General features: G+C 40.4%; 19 protein-coding genes. 18 read left to right on the forward strand and 1 reads right to left on the reverse strand.

Features of this window, described 5'->3' with window-relative positions; all coding sequences use genetic code 11:
- The 18 genes from Q8N37_04065 to Q8N37_04150 all read left to right on the forward strand — a co-directional run bounded on the left by Q8N37_04065 (position 1) and on the right by Q8N37_04150 (position 19,848).
- Positions 1-1,092: a phosphoglycerate kinase gene (locus Q8N37_04065; protein ID MDP3057661.1), complete on the forward strand. Its 1,092-nt coding sequence runs from the start codon at positions 1-3 to the stop codon at positions 1,090-1,092.
- A 38-nt stretch (positions 1,093-1,130) separates the two neighbouring features.
- Positions 1,131-2,804, forward strand: coding sequence for a DUF2341 domain-containing protein (locus Q8N37_04070; protein MDP3057662.1), 1,674 nt, complete (start codon positions 1,131-1,133; stop codon positions 2,802-2,804).
- 22 nt (positions 2,805-2,826) lie between these two features.
- Entirely contained in the window at positions 2,827-4,122 is a 1,296-nt protein-coding gene (eno, locus tag Q8N37_04075; protein MDP3057663.1) for a phosphopyruvate hydratase, read from the forward strand.
- 51 nt (positions 4,123-4,173) lie between these two features.
- Positions 4,174-4,761, forward strand: coding sequence for a hypothetical protein (locus Q8N37_04080; GenBank protein ID MDP3057664.1), 588 nt, complete (start codon positions 4,174-4,176; stop codon positions 4,759-4,761).
- An 8-nt stretch (positions 4,762-4,769) separates the two neighbouring features.
- A complete protein-coding gene (locus Q8N37_04085) occupies positions 4,770-5,252 on the forward strand; it encodes a hypothetical protein (GenBank protein ID MDP3057665.1) in 483 nt (160 codons plus the stop codon).
- Between the two features lie 22 nt (positions 5,253-5,274).
- The gene (locus tag Q8N37_04090) at positions 5,275-7,230 is read left to right on the forward strand and encodes a hypothetical protein (protein MDP3057666.1); all 1,956 of its coding nucleotides are present in this window, start codon (positions 5,275-5,277) and stop codon (positions 7,228-7,230) included.
- Positions 7,231-7,339: 109 nt separating this feature from the next.
- Entirely contained in the window at positions 7,340-8,374 is a 1,035-nt protein-coding gene (locus Q8N37_04095) for a carbohydrate kinase family protein (protein MDP3057667.1), read from the forward strand.
- Between the two features lie 155 nt (positions 8,375-8,529).
- On the forward strand, positions 8,530-10,782 hold the full coding sequence (gene acs, locus Q8N37_04100) for an acetate--CoA ligase (protein ID MDP3057668.1): 2,253 nt from the start codon (positions 8,530-8,532) through the stop codon (positions 10,780-10,782).
- Between the two features lie 80 nt (positions 10,783-10,862).
- Positions 10,863-11,474, forward strand: a complete 612-nt coding sequence (locus tag Q8N37_04105) for an MBL fold metallo-hydrolase (protein MDP3057669.1) — start codon at positions 10,863-10,865, stop codon at positions 11,472-11,474.
- 27 nt (positions 11,475-11,501) lie between these two features.
- Positions 11,502-12,095: a 2-oxoacid:acceptor oxidoreductase family protein gene (locus Q8N37_04110; protein ID MDP3057670.1), complete on the forward strand. Its 594-nt coding sequence runs from the start codon at positions 11,502-11,504 to the stop codon at positions 12,093-12,095.
- A gap of 15 nt (positions 12,096-12,110) precedes the next feature.
- Positions 12,111-12,461, forward strand: a complete 351-nt coding sequence (locus Q8N37_04115) for a 4Fe-4S binding protein (protein MDP3057671.1) — start codon at positions 12,111-12,113, stop codon at positions 12,459-12,461.
- A gap of 37 nt (positions 12,462-12,498) precedes the next feature.
- A complete protein-coding gene (locus Q8N37_04120; GenBank protein MDP3057672.1) occupies positions 12,499-13,677 on the forward strand; it encodes a transketolase C-terminal domain-containing protein in 1,179 nt (392 codons plus the stop codon).
- A gap of 5 nt (positions 13,678-13,682) precedes the next feature.
- Positions 13,683-14,357, forward strand: a complete 675-nt coding sequence (locus tag Q8N37_04125; GenBank protein ID MDP3057673.1) for a phosphatidylserine decarboxylase — start codon at positions 13,683-13,685, stop codon at positions 14,355-14,357.
- Between the two features lie 261 nt (positions 14,358-14,618).
- Positions 14,619-15,209 carry a hypothetical protein gene (locus Q8N37_04130; protein ID MDP3057674.1) on the forward strand — a complete coding sequence of 197 codons (591 nt, stop codon included), beginning with the start codon at positions 14,619-14,621 and terminating at the stop codon, positions 15,207-15,209.
- Positions 15,210-15,388: 179 nt separating this feature from the next.
- Entirely contained in the window at positions 15,389-16,786 is a 1,398-nt protein-coding gene (nusA, locus tag Q8N37_04135; GenBank protein ID MDP3057675.1) for a transcription termination factor NusA, read from the forward strand.
- Positions 16,787-16,954: 168 nt separating this feature from the next.
- Positions 16,955-17,887, forward strand: a complete 933-nt coding sequence (locus Q8N37_04140) for a manganese-dependent inorganic pyrophosphatase (GenBank protein ID MDP3057676.1) — start codon at positions 16,955-16,957, stop codon at positions 17,885-17,887.
- Positions 17,888-17,925: 38 nt separating this feature from the next.
- Complete coding sequence (gene tig, locus Q8N37_04145; protein MDP3057677.1) at positions 17,926-19,227, forward strand: trigger factor; 1,302 nt, start codon at positions 17,926-17,928, stop codon at positions 19,225-19,227.
- A gap of 24 nt (positions 19,228-19,251) precedes the next feature.
- A complete protein-coding gene (locus Q8N37_04150; protein ID MDP3057678.1) occupies positions 19,252-19,848 on the forward strand; it encodes an ATP-dependent Clp protease proteolytic subunit in 597 nt (198 codons plus the stop codon).
- An 86-nt stretch (positions 19,849-19,934) separates the two neighbouring features.
- On the opposite strand, the gene gpmI is transcribed toward Q8N37_04150, so the two are convergent.
- Complete coding sequence (gene gpmI, locus Q8N37_04155; GenBank protein ID MDP3057679.1) at positions 19,935-21,539, reverse strand: 2,3-bisphosphoglycerate-independent phosphoglycerate mutase; 1,605 nt, start codon at positions 21,537-21,539, stop codon at positions 19,935-19,937.
- Positions 21,540-21,640: the final 101 nt, after the last annotated feature.

Consider the following 21,640-nt stretch of genomic DNA (forward strand, 5'->3'; position numbering starts at 1 on the left):
ATGAAATTTTTAAAAAGCATTCCGCAGAAAGAGTTGAAAAACAAGCGCGTTTTATTGCGTACTGATTTTAATGTTCCAATTGGCAAAAATGGCAAGATAAGCGGCAACGAAGACTGGAGGATCAAAGCCGCGCTGCCAACGATCAAATATTTATTAAAGCAAAAAGCAAAGATAATTTTGCTTTCACACCTAGGAAGGCCGAAAGGAAAAGTTATTGAGAAATTGCGGCTTGACCCCGTTCAAAACAAGCTTTCCCGCTTGCTTGGGATCTCAATTAAAAAAACGCCGGATTGTATTGGAAAAGACGTGGAGAAAGCTGTTAGAAAAATGAAAGCGGGTAAAATTTTAATGCTTGAAAATTTAAGATTTCACGAAGAAGAAGAAAATAATAATGAAAAATTTGCGAAAAAACTGGCGAAGCTCGGCGATATTTACATTAATGACGCTTTCAGCGACTCGCACCGAAAACACGCGTCAATCGCCGGGATTACAAAATATTTGCCTTCTTACGCCGGATTATTGATGGAAAAAGAGCTGGAACTGATGAGCGACGCGATCCGCCCTGATCATCCCGCGATTGCGATCATCGGAGGCGCTAAGCTGGAAACAAAATTGCCGGCAGTGAATGCTTTGGCGAAAATTTACGATCATGTTCTGGTTGGCGGTATGATCGCCAATGAAATTCTTAATACGTCGATCAAGAATGAGATTGCTTCCAATGTCGTTTTGCCCAAAGTTGGCAGCTTGGAAAAACAAAAATACTTCGATATCGGTGAAAATGCGATTGGGAAGTTTTCCGAACTTATACAAATCGCAAAATTTATTATCTGGAACGGGCCGATGGGAAAATTCGAAGAAAATGAATACAGCCAGGGAACGCGCGGTATAATCAAAGCGATAAAAATTGCTTATAATTGCGGAGCGCGTGTTTTGATCGGCGGAGGCGAAACAATTTATGCGGTGCAAAAGTTCGCGCCGGAATTGATGGATAAAAAAATAAAAGGTTTTAATATTTCCACCGGCGGCGGAGCCATGCTGGATTTCTTGGCAGGGAAGAGACTGCCGGGGATTGAGGCGCTGAAAAATTTTTAAAACCATCGTATTTTTTAATTATTCGAATACTTTATTTTATGGAATATAAAACATATTTTTTAAAAATATCAGGATTAGCTTTTTTATTTTTTTCGCTTTTAACTTTTTTATTGTCGTCGTTTTATCCTCAGGCGGCAATGGCGGCAAATCCTCCGCTAAGCAATTCTGGCGGCGGAAGCTGGACGCAAAAATACGGCATTGGAATTGGCAACTCAACCGCTAGCGTGCTATCCGGTTATCAATTTCGAGTCAATCTAAGTACTGCTGTTTTTGGAAATCCTTATACTAATATCAAAGCTGATGGATCCGATATACGTTTTACTAATTCTGCCGGCGCGGAGTTGTCATATTGGATAGAGAAAGGTTCTTGGAATAATACGGGAAATTCAATTGTTTGGGTTAAAATTGATTCAATTGCGGCTTCTCCAAATATTACCACAATTTATATGTATTATGGCAATTCTTTGGCTACAAGCTCAAGCAACGCGCAAAATACTTTTGATTTTTTTGATGATTTTGACGGAGCGGTATTAGATGCGGCAAAATGGAATCCCGCGCCAGATATTCTTAATACTTGCGGTACGCCAACTATAAACTCTACTTTGTTAGGTTCAGTGCTAAAAATTACAACCACTTCGTCTAATTCAGACCCATGCGGTCAGCACGAGGTTATAAAAACTTTATCCAGTTTTTCCGTAAACCATGCGATTAGGGCAAAAGAAAAAGACAATTCCGGATCTTGGTATCCGGGAACATTTGGCTTCGGACTTCATCTTCCTCTACCTCAAAATGGCGTAATGAAAGGAATTTGTACTAACCATCAGTATTGTTTAATAACAGTGAAGGATTCAAATATTTTTTCTTCAGCCACTAAAATAACCGATAATTTATGGTATATTTTTGATCTATTGTGGACTGATTCATTAGCTACACTAACTAGAAACGATGTTGTGTTAGGTACAAATAGCGATACCAATAAAATTCCGACGTCATCGCTTCCCGTCACTATGGGAAATGTTGGCGACATGGGGGGGGGAGCATCCAACACTGAAATAAATATGGACTGGATTGCGGTGCGGCAATTTATCAATCCCGAACCGGCGATTGTTCCGTCCAGTTGCACACTTTCCAGCGATGCGGATAATAATGCGGTGTTAAAAGGCGAAAAAGTGAAACTGAGTTGGATAACAGTAAACGTAACAAATCCTACGATTAATAATGGTATCGGACTTGTTAGTCCGGCGGAATCGGGTAGTATTACAGTCGGTCCGATAAATAGTTCCGTCACTTATACTATGACCGCAACCAGTTCTTCCGGTCCGACTACTTGTTCTCTTCCGATTGGAGTTATTATTCCTCCCACCGGCGGTCTTGTTCCCTGCGCGCGATTAGCTGATAATCTCGCCACCAATGAAATCGACGAATCCAAGCCCTGCACTCTCTGCGCGATGTTTTATATGTTGAAAAATATCATTAATTTTGCGATGACTTTGGCTATAGGAATCGGAGTATTTATTCTTGTTATTGCCGGGCTTCTCTATGCGACTTCTGCCGGTAATACCGGAAAAATAGAACTGGCTAAGTCAGCCATAACCAGCGCGATCATTGGCATAGCTATCGTCTTTATCGCCTGGATGGTTATCGCGGTGATTCTGCAAGGAATGGGATATGCGAATATGACGACATGGAATCAGGTGAATTGTATTTTATAAAATATTAATATTGAATAAATTTATGGTTGCAAAGATTAAAAACATCATCGCTCGCGAGATTTTAGATTCTCGCGGAGATCCGACAATTGAAGTAAAAGTTGAATTAACCGGAAATATCGAGGCAGTTGCTTCGGTGCCATCCGGCGCTTCCACAGGAGGAGCTGAAGCACTTGAGCTTAGAGACGGCGACTTGAAGCGTTATGGCGGGAAAGGCGTGCTGAAAGCGGTTAAAAATATAAATGAAATTATCGCTAAATTTCTGAAAGGAAAAGACGCGACTCATCAGCAAGAAATTGACGATACAATGATCAAGCTTGACGGGACGGAGAATAAAACGAATCTTGGCGCAAATGCGATTTTGGGAGTTTCTTTGGCTTGCGCCAGAGCCGGAGCTTATGCGGCAAAGCTGCCTCTTTACGAATATATCGCCAAGACCTACAAATTTCGCTCTGATTCCTCGCGCGGCAAGCAATCCCGGCATTATAAATTGCCTACGCCGATGTTCAATATTTTCAACGGCGGCAGCCACGCGGATACCAATCTGGATATTCAGGAAATTATGATCATACCGCAAGCCGAAATTTCGTTCAGCGAAAAAATTCGTTGCGGCGCTGAAATATTCCATGAACTTAAGAATGTTTTAAGCCAGCATAACCTTGATACCGATATCGGCAATGAGGGAGGATATGCCCCTGATATCAAATCAACCATTTTTGCTTTTGATCTGGTGCTGGAAGCGATCAAACGCGCCGGTTACATTATAGGGAAAGATGTTTGCTTGGGCATTGACGCCGGAGCTAACTCTTTTTATGATAAAAAAGAAGATCATTATGTCTTAAAGGCTGATGGTGTTTCGCTGTCGTCCGAACGCTTGATATCTCTTTATATCGAATGGATCAATAAATATAATCTAATTTCAGTCGAAGATCCGTTAAACGAAAAAGACTGGATCGAATGGCGAAAAGCCTTTATCCGGCTAAAGACAGCTAATGGCGACACAATGGTAATTACCGATGATCTAACGGTAACAAATATAAAGTTGCTCGAAAAAGCGATTAAAGAAGCGATAGGCAACGCAATCATCATTAAGCCTAATCAAATCGGCACGCTTTCAGAAACTATCGAAGCGGTAAAAATGGCGCAAGAGGCAGGCTGGAAAGTTGTCGTATCGCATCGTTCGGGAGAGACTTGCGATAATTTTATCGCTGATCTGGCTGTGGCGGTCGGCGCGGATTTTATCAAAGCCGGTTCGCTTTCGAGGGGAGAAAGACTGGCGAAATACAATAGATTGATGGAAATAGAGGAAGAGATATCTTAATTTTCAAAACTCAATTTTCAATTTACAATGAATTATTTTTTAAAATAAAATATGACTATTATTTTTAAAATTATTATCGGGATAGCTGTTTTGCTGGGTTTGGTATTAGCGGGAACTTTTATAAGCAATAAATACCGCGGTGGAATCGGCTCATCGCCAAGCCCGACCCCTTTCGGCGGACAGTTGCCAGCGAGTGTTTCCGTGCAGGAAGAGAAAAAAATAAAAGATTTGGCGGAGAATTTTGTCAGAGCATACGGAACATACCAATTTGGAGATTTCACAAATCTGGAAAGCCTAAAGGATAAAATAACGAGCCGCTTATGGGGCGAAAAAGAAAATTTTATAAAAGAGAAAAAACAAGAGCTGGAAAATAAACCGAAAAAATATATTACATTTTCATTACTTGTTAAAGAATCGGTTGTTTTATCCCAAAGTGGTGATTTAGTTGAGGTGGAAGTTAGATATACAAAAAGGGAAATGAGAGGAGCCACGATTCAGGGCGCAACAACCATAGAATATGTAGATGAAGACGGGCAAACGGGGAAATCATCAATTTCTTTCAATAAAGAAGAGAGGGCAATTTTAAAATTTATCAAAGAGGGTAATGAATGGAAGGTTGATGATATTTTAATTAAATAATTTATAATATGAAAAAAATAAAAGATAAGTCAATTATTTTTCTCAAAATTGCGAGTGGCGCGATCGCCGTAATCGGAATTATTTTTATTTTTTCGCTTTTTGCGATTGCGGTTTCAGTTAATTCTTCAAAAAAAAATACAGGCGAATCATTTTCAGCCGAAAGCGCTATAGGTATTTATGTTGTATATGGTAAAATTGTAAGCGTGCAAAACAATACGATTTCAGCAGAAACTCCCGTTTTCAATTTGGAAAAAAGCAGATGGGATGAAAATAAAAAAGAAATAAGAAAATTAATAATAGACAATAATACCGTATTAAAACGGATAACTTCCCAGCCAAGAGCGGGTAAAAAAAATGAACTTGAATATATTTCAAACGATATTAAGCTTTCCGATTTTAAAAAAGAGGATTCTGTCAGTATAAAATATTCAAAAGATGTTACAAAGATTAAAGATTTTACGCCTGAGTCAATAACAATCTTATCCTATTAATAATATTTTAATATTTAATTTTATGATTTTTCTAAAAAATAAAAAGAATGGCTTTTTTGTGTTTTTATTAATATTAATGGCAGTTTTATTTTTGCCGCTTATTGCAAATGCACGCACTGAAGATTGCAGTACTACTAAATTTTCTAATGGTAATACTACTATGCCTTTGGTTTTTCCTGCTGGTGGAGGGTATAATAATGAAGCAAAGATATCGCTTCCGATGTCTGCTACGATTACTACGACAACAGTGGATCTTGTGCCAAAAACTTTAATTAAAACTCCATATATTTGGGTGCCTAATAGTGGCAGTAATACTATAGCTCAGATTAGAACAACAGATGGCACTTTAGTAAAATTATATACAAATTCTACGCCTGGATTTGACCCAGCTTCGTTTAATGATCCTTCTCGTATTACTTTAATTCCGGGCGGAGATGTTTGGGTGGCAAATCGGGGAAACGCCTATATAACATGGCTCGAGCCGAAAAACGACGGCACCGGAGAATATAAATACGGAGGACAAGTTAACACAGGTGCAACTCTGAATCGTGGTTTAACTTTTGATAGATATGGGAATATATGGACTGGTACGGCTGGAGTTGGAGCTGTTGCGTGCCCGTCTGGAGTAGGTACTGGCGATCGTTTGCATGTAGTTTGTACTTCTGCTTCATGCGGAGGAAAAGGAACAAAATTAGCCAGTTTATGTCCGGCATACTCTTATGGCATGATTGGTGATAAATATGGTATTGTTTGGTCTCAAAGCAACGGGAGTGTTACTTCTTATAAATATTCAAGTGGAGCGATAGTAACTAAGGATACTGAACCGACAGCCGGTGCATATGGAATCGGCATAGACAATGATTCGAATATTTGGATAGCGCAATGGGCTGATAATGGTGGGGCATGGAAAGTAGTCAGAGACACAGGAGGCGGCATTACCAGCGTTACAAATTATCCTTCCGGTTTAAGCGGCGGACCTAATACTTATGGAGGACGGGGAATTGCAGGGGACGGTACTATTAATAAAAGTGTTTGGATGGTTGTTGACGATAACAGGTCTTTTTGGACAACAAGTTCTTCACGAGTTTTAAAATTTAAAGTTTCCGATGGAAGTGTTATTGGTAACATTCCAGTAGGAATAGGAGCCGAAGGCGTGGCTATTGATTTTGATAATAATATTTGGATAGTAAATTATGGCGGTGGCGGCCCTGGTTATACTAATCCAAACGGTCCAAGTGCGCCTGCTTCTTGTACTACAGCTGGATACGGTTCCGTAACAAAGCTAAAAAATGACGGAACAGTGATTGGCAGTTATCCTACTTGCGGCAATATTCCGTATAATTATTCCGATATGACTGGTTTTAGAAGTATTCCGAATTCTTTAACCGTTGGCAGTACAGAATATATGCCGACAACTGGAAATACTTATACTGGATTTGAAAGCGCGATTAATGCAATTATATATGGAGCAACTTGTACATGTATAGTGGGTGGAGTTGAACAATGCGCGATAGATCCTACAGAATTAAATAGTTGCTTAGTGCCATTATCTCTGTTTTCAATTACAGGAGGAGATTATGAAGCAAAAAATTTAAGTATTACCTGCAGTATAACTTTTCCCGACATCACAACCGGTTTGGTTCCTTGCGGCCGATTAGATGATAATCTTGCCACCGGCGATATTGACGAGTCTCAGGCTTGCACTCTTTGCGCAATGTTCTATATGTTAAAAAATATTATTAATTTTGTTTTAGATCTGGCTGTCGGGATCGGAGTATTTATTCTTATAATTGCCGGGCTTCTCTATGCTTTATCGACCGGGAATCCCAGAAATATTGAACTGGCTAAATCTGCCATGAGTAGTGTGATCGCGGGTTTGGCTATCGTTTTTATCGCTTGGCTGGCAATCGCCGTAATCTTGCAAGGAATGGGATACGCGAATATGACTACGTGGAATCAGGTTAATTGCACGCTGTAAAAATGTTCCCACAAAAATACGATAAACTAATTTAAATATATTTTTATGAAACCCGTTAGAAATAAATAATTATTTTTAATGTGGTCTAATAATAACTAGAATCATAAATATGGGAATTTCTAACGGGTTGAAACAAAAATACGACGTTATCACTATTGGCGGCGCGACTTATGATATTACATTTTTCCCGATCAAAAGTGAAATGTTTTTAATCGATAATGAAAAAGACATTTTGCGGCAGAAACTGCTGGCCTTTGAACATGGCGCGAAAATCAGTTCGGAAAAAGTCGTTCACGGATTCGGCGGCGGCGCGGCTAATACGGCGGTATCATTCGCAAGCTTCGGGTTTAAATCCTCGGCTATTATCGCGACCGGAGATGATCTTTTTGGCAATGAAATAATCAGCAATTTTAAAAAAAAGAAAGTAGGAATTGAACTGATCCAGAAAACAGCAAAACAAAAAAGCGATTTTGCCGTTATCATAATCGGTCCTGACAAAGACCGGATAATTTTTCGCGATGATAATGTAAAAAATAAATTGGAATTAAACCGAAAAGGAATCGCCGCGCTGAAGAATACGAAATGGATATACCTGGCCTCTTTAAGCGGAGACTGGCAGAGGATTTTAGCTCAGGTTTTCGCCGTAAAAAATAAAAAGCGGAAGCTCAGGATTGCCTGGAATCCGGGACTAAGCCAGCTCGTCGGCGGCCTGAAAGAATTGAGCTTTTTTTTCAAATATACCGAAGTCTTGATCTTAAACCAGGATGAAGCTACCCAGTTGGTAACAAGCGATCCAAAAGTTAAAAAAGAGAATATTGTTCCGAGTGATGTAAAAAATCTATTATCCATAATTAAAAATTACGGTCCGCGCACGGTAGTGATTACGTGCGGCAGAGATGGCGCGTGGGCTTATGACGGAGTAAAAATGTACTATGCGCCGATTATAGAGAAAGGAGAGAGGCTTGATACAACCGGAGTGGGCGATGCTTTTGGGTCGTCATTTGTTGCCGGCCTGGAATTATTCAAAGACGATATTGATAAAGCGATGAAGCTGGGGATTCTAAACACATCTTCGGTGGTTGCCGCGCCCGGCGCGCAAAACGGGCTGTTGGGTAAAAAAGATCTAAAAAATCTGGATATATAGTATTTTATTGTTTTTCGCTTCTGGAAAAAAGCATAATGTGATATAATATAGCAATATTTAAAAAATATTAACTTAATTTTTAATCAATATTTAATTATTCGATTTTCAATCAATCCTGCAAAGCAGTCCTGATAATTGAAAATTGTGAAAATCTTATGCCAAAAAAGACGAAGAAATTTAAAAAGCCGGCCCTTCGACGCGCTCAGGGTAAAGTAAAATCGGCCAAGAAAAAAGTATTGAAAGCTAAAAAAGTAGTTTTGAAAAAGAAAAAAGCTATAAAAAAAGTGGCTGTTAAAAAGGCTAAGTTTAAAGCAAAAATTAAACTTAAGACGAAAGCGAAAATTAAATCCAAGATTAAGCCAAAAGCTAAGAAGTTTAAAGGAATTCCTAAAGTCGAACTTATTGCTGCTATTCGGCCAAAAGCCAGCAGTAAAATTAATTTGCCGATAGAAATTGCCAAACCGCATGCCGCGAAAACCGAAGCTGTGGCAAACGAAGCTTCTAACACCGCGGAAACAACCGAAGTGCTGCTGAGCGCGCAAAAAATATACTTGCCTTCAAAAGAGATTTTGGATAAAGCGATTGTAAAAGATTATGACGCGATATTGAAAACCGCCGCCGCCAATCCGGAAAAATTTTGGGAAGATGCCGCTAAAGATATCAATTGGTCTGCGCCATGGACTAAAGTTTTAGATAAAGACAAAAAACCTTTTTATAAATGGTTTGTCGGCGCTAAAACTAATTTGGCTTATAACGCGGTTGATCGGCATATTGAAGCGGGAAAAGGCGCGAAGACCGCGATTCTTTGGGAAGACGAGACCGGCCGGACCAAAAAATATACTTACTTGGAACTTTTCAAAGAAGTAAATAAAATGGCGAATGCGCTTCGTTCACTCGGAGTTCAAAAAGGAGATAGAGTGGCGATATATATGCCGAATATTCCGGAAATTGCTATTTCGATGCTGGCATGCGCCAAGATCGGCGCGATGCATTCAGTGGTTTATGCCGGTTACTCGGCAATGGCTTTGACCGATAGAATTCAAGATGCGCAGGCAAAAGTTTTGATCACCGCCGATGGCAGTTTTCGCCGCGGAAAAGTTATAAACCTTAAAGAGATGGTTGATAAAGCGGTTGTGAATTGTCCGACGATCCAAAAAGTTATTGTGGTAAAAAATAATGCTCAGCCGATCAGTTTTAATATGGCCAAAGATGTCTGGTATCATGAATTGATCAAAGATAAAAGCGAGGAAGCGAAATGCGAAGAAATGGATTCGGAAGATCCGGCATTTGTGCTTTATACTTCCGGCACTACGGCGAAGCCGAAAGGAATAGTTCACGCGGTTGGCGGATATATGGTGGGCGTGCTTCGCACGATAAAATGGGTATTTGATCTGCATGGGAATGAAGTTCTTTGGTGCACCGCGGATCCGGGATGGATCACCGGGCACAGTTATATAATTTATGGTCCGCTTTTGGCCGGCATTACGACTCTTATGTATGAGGGTGTTCCGGATATGCCCGAACCGGATCGAATTTGGAAAACAGTGGAAAAATACAGCGTGAATATTCTCTATACCGCGCCGACTCTGATCCGCGCGATGGCGAAATACGGCAATGAATGGCCGGCGAAACACGCGATGACATCTTTGCGAATCTTGGGTTCAGTCGGCGAGCCGCTCAATCCGGCGGCCTGGCTTTGGTATAATGAATTTGTCGGTAAAAATCGCTGTCCGATCATGGATACCTGGTGGCAGACTGAGACTGGCATGCATATGCTGACCCCGCTTCCTTGCGCGCCTCTTAAAGCCGGAAGCGTGACCAAGCCTTTCCCGGGAATTATTGCGGATATTGTCGATAAAAACGGTAAGCAAGTTGAAGTCGGAAAAGGCGGATATTTGGTAATTCTCAATCAGTGGCCGTCGATGGTCCGAACGATCTTCAATAATCCCGACCGCTATGTTAAAACCTACTGGCAGGAAATTCCTGGCGGAGTCTATGCCTCTGGCGACATTGCCTTCAAAGATAAAGACGGATTTTTTTGGATCCAGGGCCGCGGCGATGATGTATTGAAAATTGCCGGACACAGGATTGGTACTGCCGAAGTCGAAAGCGCATTCGTTCATCACAAAGCGGTGGCTGAAGCCGGCGTGATTGGTATTCCTGATCCGGTCAAAGGCGAAGTGATCAAAGCGTTTTTGATCCTGAAACAAGGTTTTACCGGCTCGGATGAACTTAAAAAAGAATTGCTTCTGGCAGTTCGCCACGCTCTTGGCCCGGTTGCGGTGATCGGCGATATCGCCTTTGTCGATTCCTTGCCGAAAACCCGAAGCGGAAAGATTATGAGACGGGTCTTGAAGGCTCGAGAATTGGGATTGCCGGAAGGAGATACGAGCGCGCTGGTGAGTTAGCAATTTTAGACTAAATAATAATTTAGACTTTTTAAAAAGACACTCGAAAGTCTAAATTATTATTTTATTGTAACTAAATCATGAAAACATTTGTCAAAATCATCAAACCCGGTTATTTCAAATGGATCGGCAAGAATCGTTGCCAGACCGGCAGTAATGTTGTTTTGATTTGCGATAGTGGAAAAAATATTCTCGTGGATACCGGTTCGCCCGGCGAAGATAAAAAAATAATCGCAGGATTGAAAAAGGAAAAGCTTAAGCCGAAAAATATCGATATCGTGGTTCTTACGCATCCTCACGCTGATCATATCGCTAATAATTTTTTATTTTCCGAAGCTTTGTTTATTGACAGTCTGGGAGAATTCAAAGGCGATAAATTTTTATTGGCAAAGGCAGAGCGGCGAATCACTAAAAATGTTCGCATCACCAAAACTCCCGGGCACGCCCTGGAAGATATTTCTATAATTGTAAATAACACGGAATTTGGTATAATAGCTGTGGTTGGAGATTTGTATTGGCGTGGCGGGGATAATAAATTATTGCAAGTTGAAAGCCCAAAAACTTTGACTGCCAGCCGCAAAAAAATTCTTTTGATGGTTGATTATTTGATCCCTGGCCACGGAAAAATGTTTAAAAACCCAAGAGGAAAAGATATTTACGGATTAGAAGATAGGATGTTGAGCGTACATTAATTTATGCCTGTAAATTGTTTAAATTATATGGAAAATCTTTTTGAAATCCGCATTCACTCCCGCGGCGGGCAAGGCGCGAAAACTATCGGCCAGATATTGGCTGAGGCGGGGATCGAAGACGGGAAATTTGTCGAAGCTTTTTCCGAATATGGCCCCGAGAGAAGCGGCGCGCCGATGCAGGTATTCGTCAGAATTTCCAACGAGCCCATAAGAGTGCATAGCAATATCAAGACCCCGGATATTGTTATTTTGGCTGATCCCACATTGCTGGGAATAGTGGATATAACCAGCGGATTGAAAAAAAACGGCCTGTTGCTCGTGAATAGTTTTAAGGAAGAAAAGGATGTGCGGGAAATGCTGGGCTGCAGGCAAAAAATATACGCATTAAATGCCACGAAAATCGCCGTTGAAGTTTTGGGAAAAGATTTTTCCGGAATAGTTTTGATGGGAGCACTGAATAAAATCAGTAATATTGTTTCCAAAAAAGCGCTTGAAGAAGAGCTGGAAGAAATTTTTGCCCGGAAAAAAGGCAGAGAAATGGCGGAAAAAAACATTTTAGCTTTCAGAAAAGGATACGAAGCGGTAGAATTACAGGCGTCAAACGCTCAGTGTAAAATTTAATCGAATAATAAGGATATGAATACCGTGAAAAAAACAAATGTAAAATTAAAATCATGGCGTGAAATTCCTATTGGAGGAGTGATTACCGAAGCCGGCAATGCCAAGAAATTCAAGACTGGCGCTTGGCGCACGAAAAAACCCGTAACCGATAAATCAAAATGCACGAATTGCATGAGGTGTGTCATATTTTGCCCCGATGCGGCAATAAGCGTTAAAAAATTAGCGGATTTAAGCGAGGAAGAAAAATCTGCGATAAAAATAAAAACCGAGGTAGTACTTGATTCTACGAATTATGATATTTGCAAGGGTTGCGGTATTTGCGCCGAAGAATGCCCGGTAAAAGCGATTGAGATGCAAAAAGAATAAAAAATGATTATAAAATTATTTTAAACATATAATTACCATGTCTTCCACGAGAAAAACAAAATATCACGCTCTTTCCGGCGCCGAAGCGGCGGCTGAAGCAATGAGGCAGATCAATCCGGACGTCGTGGCAGTATATCCGATTACGCCGCAAACTCCGATCATTGAGTCTTTCGCCAGAATGGCGGCCGATGGCAAAGTTACGACTTCCATAATCAATGCTGAGAGTGAGCATTCGGCGCTGAGCGCGGTTGTCGGCGCTTCTGCCGCGGGAGTGCGGGCTATGACCGCCACATCAAGCCAAGGTTTGGCTTTTATGGCTGAAGTTTGCTATATCGCTTCCGGGATGCGGCTGCCGATCGTAATGGCGGTTGCCAATCGGTCGCTTTCCGCGCCGTTGAATATCCACGGAGATCAATCTGACGCGATGATGCTTCGCGATTCCGGTTGGATCCAGATATTTTCCGAAAATGCCCAGGAAGTTTATGACAATACATTGATTTCATTGAGGCTTGCGGAACATGGAAAAGTATTAACGCCGGTAATGGTAATGCAGGATGGCTTTATAACCAGCCATGCCGTTCAAAATGTTTTGAAGATCGAAGACAAGATCGTAAAAAAATTTATCGGCGAATGGAAACCATTGTATCCCTTGCTTGATGTCGACCATCCTGTGACTTACGGCGGACTGGATCTGTTTGATTATTATTTTGAACATAAGCGCCAGCAAATAGAAGGGATTGAAAACGTTTTAAATGTTCTGCGTATAATTGACGATGAATACGAAAAGCTCAGTGGAAGAAAATATTCCTATATCGAAGAATATCGCTTGAAAGATGCCAGCATCGCTGTTGTGCTTATGGGTTCAACCGCCGGAACGGCGAAAGTCATAGTTGATAAATTAAGAAAAAAAGGGATCAAGGCCGGATTATTAAAAATACGCCTTTTTCGGCCATTTCCCGGGGAATCAATCAGGAGATCCTTAGCCAAAATAAAACGAGTGGCAATTCTCGACAAAGCCGCCGCACCCGGAGCATATGGAGCGCTTTCAAACGAAATTCGCGCGTTATACGCGGGAGCGAAAAAAACTCCTAAATTTCAAAGTTGCATCTATGGATTGGGCGGCAGAGATGTGAGTTTGGAAGATGTTGGAAAGATTTACGCGGATTTACAAAAAGGTAAGATTGACAATAAAATAAAATATATCGGATTAAGGTAAAACCTATGTCATATTTTTTATCTTTGTTTATCTTTGCCTTTTCTTTATTTTTTCTTTATAGATTTTGGTTTTTGCGGAACCCCAAGCGAACGATACCTGCGGGCGACAATATCGTGTCTCCGGCGGATGGAAAGATCGTAAAAATAATAAAATATGATCACGGAAAAGATCTTGAGATCCGGGAAAATAAATTAGGCAAGGTTCTGGTCAAGACCAAGGACGTATCGCCGCGGGGCTGGCTTATTGTGATAATGATGAATATACACAATATGCACCGCCAAAAAGCGCCGCTTGACGGAGAGATACTTTCGATCAAATATTCCAAAGGAAAATTCTTTAATGCCATACACAAAGCCCATAATATGCGCGCGTCTTTGGAGAATGAAAATAATGAGATTTTAATAAAAACCGCCATTGGTAATATTAAGGTGATCCAGGTGGCGGGAGTGATGGCTAAAAAAATAGTTTGCGCGGTAGAAGAAGGGCAAAAAGTTGTCAAGGGAGATGCGCTTGGCTTGATAAAATTAGGCAGTCAGGTTATTTTAGTCCTGCCCGCCTCGACTGCAGGCGAGGCTGAAGACAATATTGAGTTGAAAGTTAAGGAAAAAGATAAAGTTAAAGCCGGTTCCAGCATTATCGCTGAAATTAAAACAATTGAAAAAGGCATTTTTGATTGGTGAAAGGCTGTATAAAAAATAATTTTTACCCGGTTAAGAACCGATTTTTTGCTTTATTTAAGCGATAATTATGCATCATTCTTGACATTTTTAAAAATTTAGCATATAATATAAAGTTATGTTTTAAAATTGTTCTTTCAAAACACATACAATAAATTTTACCTCGCGTAATCAGTTATTAAAATACTTAATGATTGTTTAAGCGAGGTAATAAACAAAAAGATTACCAAGCGAAAAGAAAAAATAAAAGAAAAGGTGATTAAAGTGGTAAAAAGAAGAAAACTAGAAAGCCTGGTAGCAAAAGACGATATCAGATATGACTGGAAGAATTTTTTTGATTTAACGGTGGTAATCGTTGAATCAAATCGCCCATTAAGCGTAAGCAGGGTTGCGAATTCTTTTTCGCCGGAAGGGCAAAATCCGGATTTGATGGTTCTCGTCAATCCGCTGGAAAAAATTTATACGATTAAATCAAATCGTATAAAAGCAAATGAGCTTTCCGCACTTAAATTATTGGGCGGACTGACGCACGAGTTGAATCTCAGCGATGAAACTGCAGTGTGTGGAGGAACAAAATGGGTATTGAATAAAGAGACAGGAACGATATACAGTCCTAATCACGGATTTAAATCTTCTTTAAGCTTAAAAGAAGTAATAATAGTGATAGGGATGAAACAGTATTTCCGGGAAATAAAAAAACTGCGGAATACTATATTTCTGCCGTCACCTGGCCAGGTGGATGCCACAGAAAGCATCCGAATGGCGTTAGAAAAAACGCCGGGAGAAATGCCAATCGGCGGTAAGATTGAGGTAATTAAGGGAAAAGCTAAGATTACCTTAAGGGGTTCATTGTGAGCCCTTATTTTTTTTGGCTTGACTTTATTTTTCTATTCGCTATAATATATTTATACGATTGACTGCCTTATTGAATGAACTGATTTTTTTGGAAGCCCGAGTGATCGGGCTCATTTTAAAAAAATGCTTTCCGTTTCCAATAGGGTAAACTTAATTAATAAGCAATAAATACGAAAATTATGTTAGATCAAAAACAATTCGCTTTGGCTATCAACCAGATCGCCGAAGAAAAAGGCATCGCAAAAGATGAGATTTTCAAAGTAATTGAAGCGGCATTGGCCGCTGCCTATAAGAAAGACTACGGCAAAAAAAGCCAGATCATCCGCGTTAAATTTAATCCGGAGACAGGCGATATAAAAGTTTCCCAGATCAAACAGGTGGTGCCTGACGATATTGAAGAAGAAGCTGAAGCTATCGCTACCGGCGAAACTTTTCAAACTGCTTTAAAGATAGAATCGGAAAGAGCGATCATCAATAAAGCGGCTAGAGACGAAAAAAACTCCGTGCCGGGCGCAGAATTCGGCGAAGAGCAAATAAAGATAAGATATAATCCCGATAAACACATAAAACTCAGCGAAGCGCGATTGATCAAACCGGACGCGAAACTGGAAGATGAGATCGAGAATGAAATGCCTTCCAAGTCCGATTTCGGCAGAATCGCATCGCAAACCGCCAAGCAAGTGATCATTCAAAGGATCCGAGAAGTGGAACGCTCGGTGATCTTCAATGAATTTAAAAAACACGAAGGAGCGGTATTGATCGGAAGCGTACAGCGGGTTGAAATACTCCCGCCTTTCAAAGGTAGGGTTGTTTTTGTCGATATCAATAAGACCGTCGGCATTATTCCTCCGTCCGAACAAGTCATGCGCGAGAATTACAGAACCGGGCAAAGATTGAAGGTTTATGTGGTAAAAGTCAGCGAAACTCCCAAAGGACCGGAAATCATACTTTCCCGGACTCATAATGAATTGATAAAAAATCTTTTTACGCTTGAAGTTCCTGAAATTGCCGACAAATCCATCGAAATAAAAGCCATAAGCAGGGAAGCCGGCGATAGGTCAAAAATTGCCGTTACATCGAACGATCACAATATTGATCCGATTGGCGCTTGCGTCGGGCAAAAAGGAACCAGGGTTCAGGCGATCATGGAAGAAATTGGCGGTGAAAAGATTGATATCATCGAATGGAACAAGGATACGGCAAAATTCATTGCCAAGGCTTTAAGTCCGGCAAAAGTTTTGGCTGTAAAGATCGACGAAAAGAGCAAGTCAGCCGTAGCAAAAGTTATTCCCGAGCAATTATCGCTCGCTATCGGAAAACATGGCCAAAATGTCCGTCTGGCCTCAAAACTTACCGGCTATCGAATCGATGTGGTAGCTGGCACGCCGGAAGCGCCAAAAGAAGAAGCCTCGGAAGCGGCTAAGGAAGTAAAAGAAAAACCTGCCGAAAAAGAAAAAGAAACTAAGAAAGAAAAAACAAAAAAATCTGTTGTAGGCGAAGCGGTTGATGGCACGGAAAGCAAGCCGGTTAAAAAAGTCAAGGAAAAAAAAGAAAAAGTGAAGAAAGAGAAAAAGTAGAGCTGTCATAAGACAAAGCTCGCCAATTATTTTTGCTTGCCCGCTTCGACTCGACTCGAATCGAGGCGAGTATAGGGGTAACCCCTGAATCCCCTTGTACAATCAAAAATAAATTGGCTCGCTTTTAAGAGGTGCCAATATGTTTAATTAATAATTATTTTATTTAATATGCAGAATAAAACTATTTCTCTCGGGCATATGAATCCTGACGCGGATTCGGTATTAGCGGCAATATTAATTTCTCGCTTTGCTGAAAATATTTTTGGTTTTAGCGTTGAGCCGCGAATTGCAGGCGATATCAACAATGAAACAAAATATATTTTAGATCTTCTAAAGATTGAAAAGCCGGTTATGATAGAAAAAATTACCGATGAAAACGTAGTATTGGTTGATACCACAGAGCCTGCCCAAATTTTACCCGGTTTAACTGATGCGAATTTGGCGGCAATTGTCGATCATCATAATCTTGGCGGGTTGAAATCCGGGAAACCGATTTTGGCGCGCATTGAACCTGTCGGTTGCACAGCCACGGTAATTTACAAGATCTTAAAAGAAAAAGGCGTTAAAATAGATAAAACATCGGCGATCATGATGATCGCTTCCATAATTTCCGATACATTGAATTTGACTTCCCCGACCACTTCTTCTGACGATAAAAAAATATTCGAAGAACTGAATAAGACCGCTAAGCTCGATCTTGAAAAATTCGTTAAAGCGCAATTTGCGGCAAAATCCAGCTTGGGAGGAATAGCGACCAGCGAGATTGTCTCTAAAGATTACAAGAATTTCGAAATGGGCAAATCCAAAGTTGGAATTGGCGTTTGGGAAACAACGGATACTCAAAGCGTAAGCTCCAAGAAAAGCGAGTTAATGGCGGCGTTGGCGGCAAAAAAATCAGTCGAAAAGCTTGATTATGTTTTCTTTTTGATCGTTGACATTTTAAAAGAGAACAGTATAATGTATATCTTAAGCGATGCGGAAAAAAATCTCGCGGAAAAAGTTTTTGGCGCCAAAGCGGAAAATAATGAAATATTTCTCAAGGGAGTCGTTTCTCGCAAGAAACAAGTTGTTCCGCCGCTAACGGGCGAATTAAGCAGATAATGCGGATAAATACCGACAGTATAACAGTAAATAAAATTATGAAAATCGAACTAAAAAAACTTCCCAAATCACAAGTTGAATTGACAGTCGAAATTCCGGCTGAAAAATGGAAACATTATCATGATCACGCGGTAGAATGTCTGGCCAATCACGTAAAAATTCCCGGTTTCAGGCCGGGCAAAGCCGATGCTAAAACAATTGAAAAAAATGTCGGCCTTGCGGCAATTATGGAAGAAATAGCCGAACACGCGGTAAATGATACTTATCACGAAGCGCTTCAAAAACACAAACTTGTTCCCGTAGGCCAGCCAAAAGTGGAAATGATCAAACTGGCTCAGGAGAATGATATAATTTACAAAGCGATTTTAGCGGTTATTCCGCCGATCGCGCTTAGCGAGGATTATAAGAAAAAATTAGCGGCTGAAGGAATAAAGCTTGAAACTCCGAAAGTGGAAGAAAAAGAGCTCAAAGATTCTATTGAATATTTACTGAACTCGCGCGCGAAGATCGTCACAGTCGCTCGTCTGGCTCAAAAAGGCGATAGGGTGGAGATTGATTTTGAAAGCCGGCTGGATAAGGTAAAGATCGAAAAAGGAGAGAGCAAGCATCATCCGTTAATAATCGGGCGAAGCAATTTTTTGCCGGAATTTGAAAATAATATTATTGGAATGAAAACCGCTGAAGAAAAAGAATTTAGCGTCGTTTTTCCCAAAGATTATTATCAGAAAAATTTAGCGGGAAAAAATGTCAGTTTCAAAGTTAAAATGAATTTAGTGCAAGAGGTGATCACGCCAAAGTTTGATGACGAGTTCGCCAAAACCCTTGGCAATTTTAAAGAAGTCAAAGAGTTGGAAAAGAGCATTTCCGAAGGAATTATGCTTGAAAAAACAAAAGTGGAAAAAGAAAAATTTCGGACTAAAATAGTCGAATTTCTTATTAAAAATTATGGCACAAAAGAGTTGCCGGATATCTTGGTAAACTCTGAAGTCGAGAGAATGCTTGCCGAATTTAAGCACAGTGTCGAGCAGAATGGCTTAAAATTCGAAGAGTATCTGAGTCAGCTGGCTAAAACCGAGGCTAATTTGAAAGAAAGCTGGCGGCAAACCGCCGAAAGCCGGATCAATAATTATCTTATTACCCATGAGATCGTCAAGCAAGAGAATTTAAAAGTAGCCGAGAAAGAAATTTCAGAGCAAGTAAATAAAATTCTGGCTAATTATAAAAAAACCGACGATGCTCAGAAAGAAATTGATCCGGAAAAATTAAAAAATAACATTTATGATGTTTTGATTACGGAAAAAGTTCTGGTTTTCCTGGAAAATATCGTTCTTAAAAAATAAACATTATATAAAAATATGAATAATATGCCAAAAATGGAACTGGTGCCGATGGTAATCGATAAAACCTCTCAAGGGGAGCGGGCGTATGATATTTATTCCCGCCTCCTCAAAGACCGGATAATCTTCCTGGGATTTCCGATCGATGATAGCGTTGCCAATACCGTTATCGCTCAATTATTGTTTTTGGATAGCCAGGGAGACGGAGATATAAACTTATATATCAATAGTCCCGGAGGCAGCGTCAGCGCGGCTTTGGCTATTTACGACACGATACAATATTTGAAATCAAACGTTTCCACTATTTGTATCGGTATTGCCGCCAGTGCCGCGGCGATATTGCTCGCGAGCGGCGCAAAAGGCAAGAGATTTGTTTTGCCAAACTCAGAAGTTCTGATCCACCAGGTAATGGGAGGGGCAAGCGGCCAGGCGGTTGATATCGCTATCGCTTCGCGCCATATTCTTCAGATCAAAGACAGGATAAATAAAATTTTATCAAAACATACCGGACAAAAAATTGAAAAGATCGAGAAAGATACCGATCGAGATTTTTTTATGAACGCGGAAGAGGCGAAGGCGTATGGGATTGTGGATAAGATCATTGTTTCGAAAAAGAAAAAATAAGAAAATTACAATTATGGAATCTAATAGTTATTTAAAAATCGGCTGTTTTGTAAGCCGATTTTTAAATTTATTTTTTTATTTTATTTTTATCCATTTTCTACGCTATTATTTTCTTCCAAAAGCGGCAATAAGCTTCGTCCTGTCATTTCTTCCGGTTTTTTGACCTCCATCAGTTCAAGAATAGTCGGCGCGATATCCGCGAGCAAACCCTTGACCGCGCCTTGTTCATTGATAATCTCAGTTTGGTCTTTGTTTTTTTTATTTTTAGACGTCACCAGCCATAATGGAACAGGGTTTGAAGTATGTTCGGTCAGCACTTCTCCCGTAAGCGGATTGATTTTTTCCTCGGCATTTCCGTGATCAGCCGTAATCAGAAGGGCGCCATTATAAGTCAGGACGGCATCAATAATTTTTGCCAAATTTTTATCCACGGCTTCAACCGCTTTGATCGTTGCGTTCAAATCTCCGGTATGCCCGACCATATCGGCGTTGGCAAAATTACCGACTATGAAGTCGTAAACTCCGCGGGAAATTTCCGTTACAATTTTATTGGAGATTTCCACCACAGACATTTCCGGACGGTTGGCAAAATTAGATATTGAAAGCGACGGAATCAGCGTTCGAGTTTCTCCCGGATACGCAACTTCATTGCCTCCGTTGAAAAAATATGTAACATGGGCGTATTTTTCCGTTTCCGCGATATGAAGCTGCTTGAGCCCTTGTTCGCTGATCACGCGCGCCAGCGGCCAAACAATGCGTTCAGGCAAAAAAGCGACTTCGGAAGCGATATTTTTCTCGTATTCGGTCATTGTAACAAAATAAAGATTTGAGATCGTTTTGCTTTTTTTAAATCCATTAAAATCCGATGCCGTAAAAGCCTTTGTTAGCTGACGGGCTCGATCTTCGCGAAAATTAAAAAATATAACCACGTCATTGTCTTTGACCATTCCGATCTTTTCGCCGTCGGCATTTTTGTTTTCAATAAAAGTCGGGGAAATAAATTCGTCGGTAACGCCTTTTGCATAGCTGTTTGTTAGGACATCAGAAGCGCTAGAAGCGGAATTTTCTCCGTTGCCGATTATGCATTCGTAGGTTTTCAGAGTCCTGTCCCAGTTATTATTCCTGTCCATCGCGTAATATCTTCCTGCAATACTGGCGATCTTGCCAATATTCATATCAGCCAAAATTTGTTCGATCTCGCTGATAAACTTTATTCCGGAATTAGGCATAGTATCGCGGCCATCCGTAAATAAATGCAAAAACACATCGGGAAAATTTTCTTTTTTCATTAACTCGATAAGAGCGCCCAAATGTTCAATATGGCTATGAACGCCGCCGTTACTGGCCAAACCGAATAAGTGAATTGAGGATTTATGGTTTCGCGCGCGGTTAATCGCGTTTAGAAACGCCGGATTCGTGAAAAAACTGCCATTTTGAATAGATAATGTGATTCTAGGAAGATTTTGGTAAACAATCCGGCCCGCGCCCAAAATAGTGTGTCCAACTTCGGAATTTCCCATTTCTCCCCACGGCAGACCCACTGCAATGCTGGAAGCTTGCAAAGCTAAAGCCGGATAATGCCGCCACAGCGAATTAACAGTCGGAGTATTAGCTTGAGCGATCGCATTGCCCTGAGAATTAAAATTTATTCCCCAGCCATCGAGAATCAGCAGCACAACTGGTTTATACATAAGATTTTTTATAAAATTTATATATTTATTCTAGCATTAAAAATCGCTTTTGACAATTTTTGTGATTTTTGCGTTTATCTGATATAATATAATTATTAGAA

It is taken from the genome of bacterium (assembly GCA_030693205.1).
Taxonomy (GTDB): domain Bacteria; phylum Patescibacteriota; class Minisyncoccia; order JAHIHE01; family JAHIHE01; genus JAHILZ01.

Bases quoted from the DNA above. Each gene is read 5' to 3' on its own strand.
- Q8N37_04105 (MDP3057669.1), top strand. From the start codon at position 10,863: ATGAAAACATTTGTCAAAATCATCAAACCCGGTTATTTCAAATGGATC.
- Q8N37_04080 (MDP3057664.1), top strand. From the start codon at position 4,174: ATGACTATTATTTTTAAAATTATTATCGGGATAGCTGTTTTGCTGGGT.
- acs (MDP3057668.1), top strand. From the start codon at position 8,530: ATGCCAAAAAAGACGAAGAAATTTAAAAAGCCGGCCCTTCGACGCGCT.
- Q8N37_04120 (MDP3057672.1), top strand. From the start codon at position 12,499: ATGTCTTCCACGAGAAAAACAAAATATCACGCTCTTTCCGGCGCCGAA.
- tig (MDP3057677.1), top strand. From the start codon at position 17,926: ATGAAAATCGAACTAAAAAAACTTCCCAAATCACAAGTTGAATTGACA.
- eno (MDP3057663.1), top strand. From the start codon at position 2,827: ATGGTTGCAAAGATTAAAAACATCATCGCTCGCGAGATTTTAGATTCT.
- Q8N37_04140 (MDP3057676.1), top strand. From the start codon at position 16,955: ATGCAGAATAAAACTATTTCTCTCGGGCATATGAATCCTGACGCGGAT.
- Q8N37_04065 (MDP3057661.1), top strand. From the start codon at position 1: ATGAAATTTTTAAAAAGCATTCCGCAGAAAGAGTTGAAAAACAAGCGC.
- Q8N37_04115 (MDP3057671.1), top strand. From the start codon at position 12,111: ATGAATACCGTGAAAAAAACAAATGTAAAATTAAAATCATGGCGTGAA.
- Q8N37_04090 (MDP3057666.1), top strand. From the start codon at position 5,275: ATGATTTTTCTAAAAAATAAAAAGAATGGCTTTTTTGTGTTTTTATTA.
- nusA (MDP3057675.1), top strand. From the start codon at position 15,389: ATGTTAGATCAAAAACAATTCGCTTTGGCTATCAACCAGATCGCCGAA.
- Q8N37_04085 (MDP3057665.1), top strand. From the start codon at position 4,770: ATGAAAAAAATAAAAGATAAGTCAATTATTTTTCTCAAAATTGCGAGT.
- Q8N37_04095 (MDP3057667.1), top strand. From the start codon at position 7,340: ATGGGAATTTCTAACGGGTTGAAACAAAAATACGACGTTATCACTATT.
- gpmI (MDP3057679.1), bottom strand. From the start codon at position 21,539: ATGTATAAACCAGTTGTGCTGCTGATTCTCGATGGCTGGGGAATAAAT.
- Q8N37_04125 (MDP3057673.1), top strand. From the start codon at position 13,683: ATGTCATATTTTTTATCTTTGTTTATCTTTGCCTTTTCTTTATTTTTT.
- Q8N37_04070 (MDP3057662.1), top strand. From the start codon at position 1,131: ATGGAATATAAAACATATTTTTTAAAAATATCAGGATTAGCTTTTTTA.
- Q8N37_04110 (MDP3057670.1), top strand. From the start codon at position 11,502: ATGGAAAATCTTTTTGAAATCCGCATTCACTCCCGCGGCGGGCAAGGC.
- Q8N37_04150 (MDP3057678.1), top strand. From the start codon at position 19,252: ATGCCAAAAATGGAACTGGTGCCGATGGTAATCGATAAAACCTCTCAA.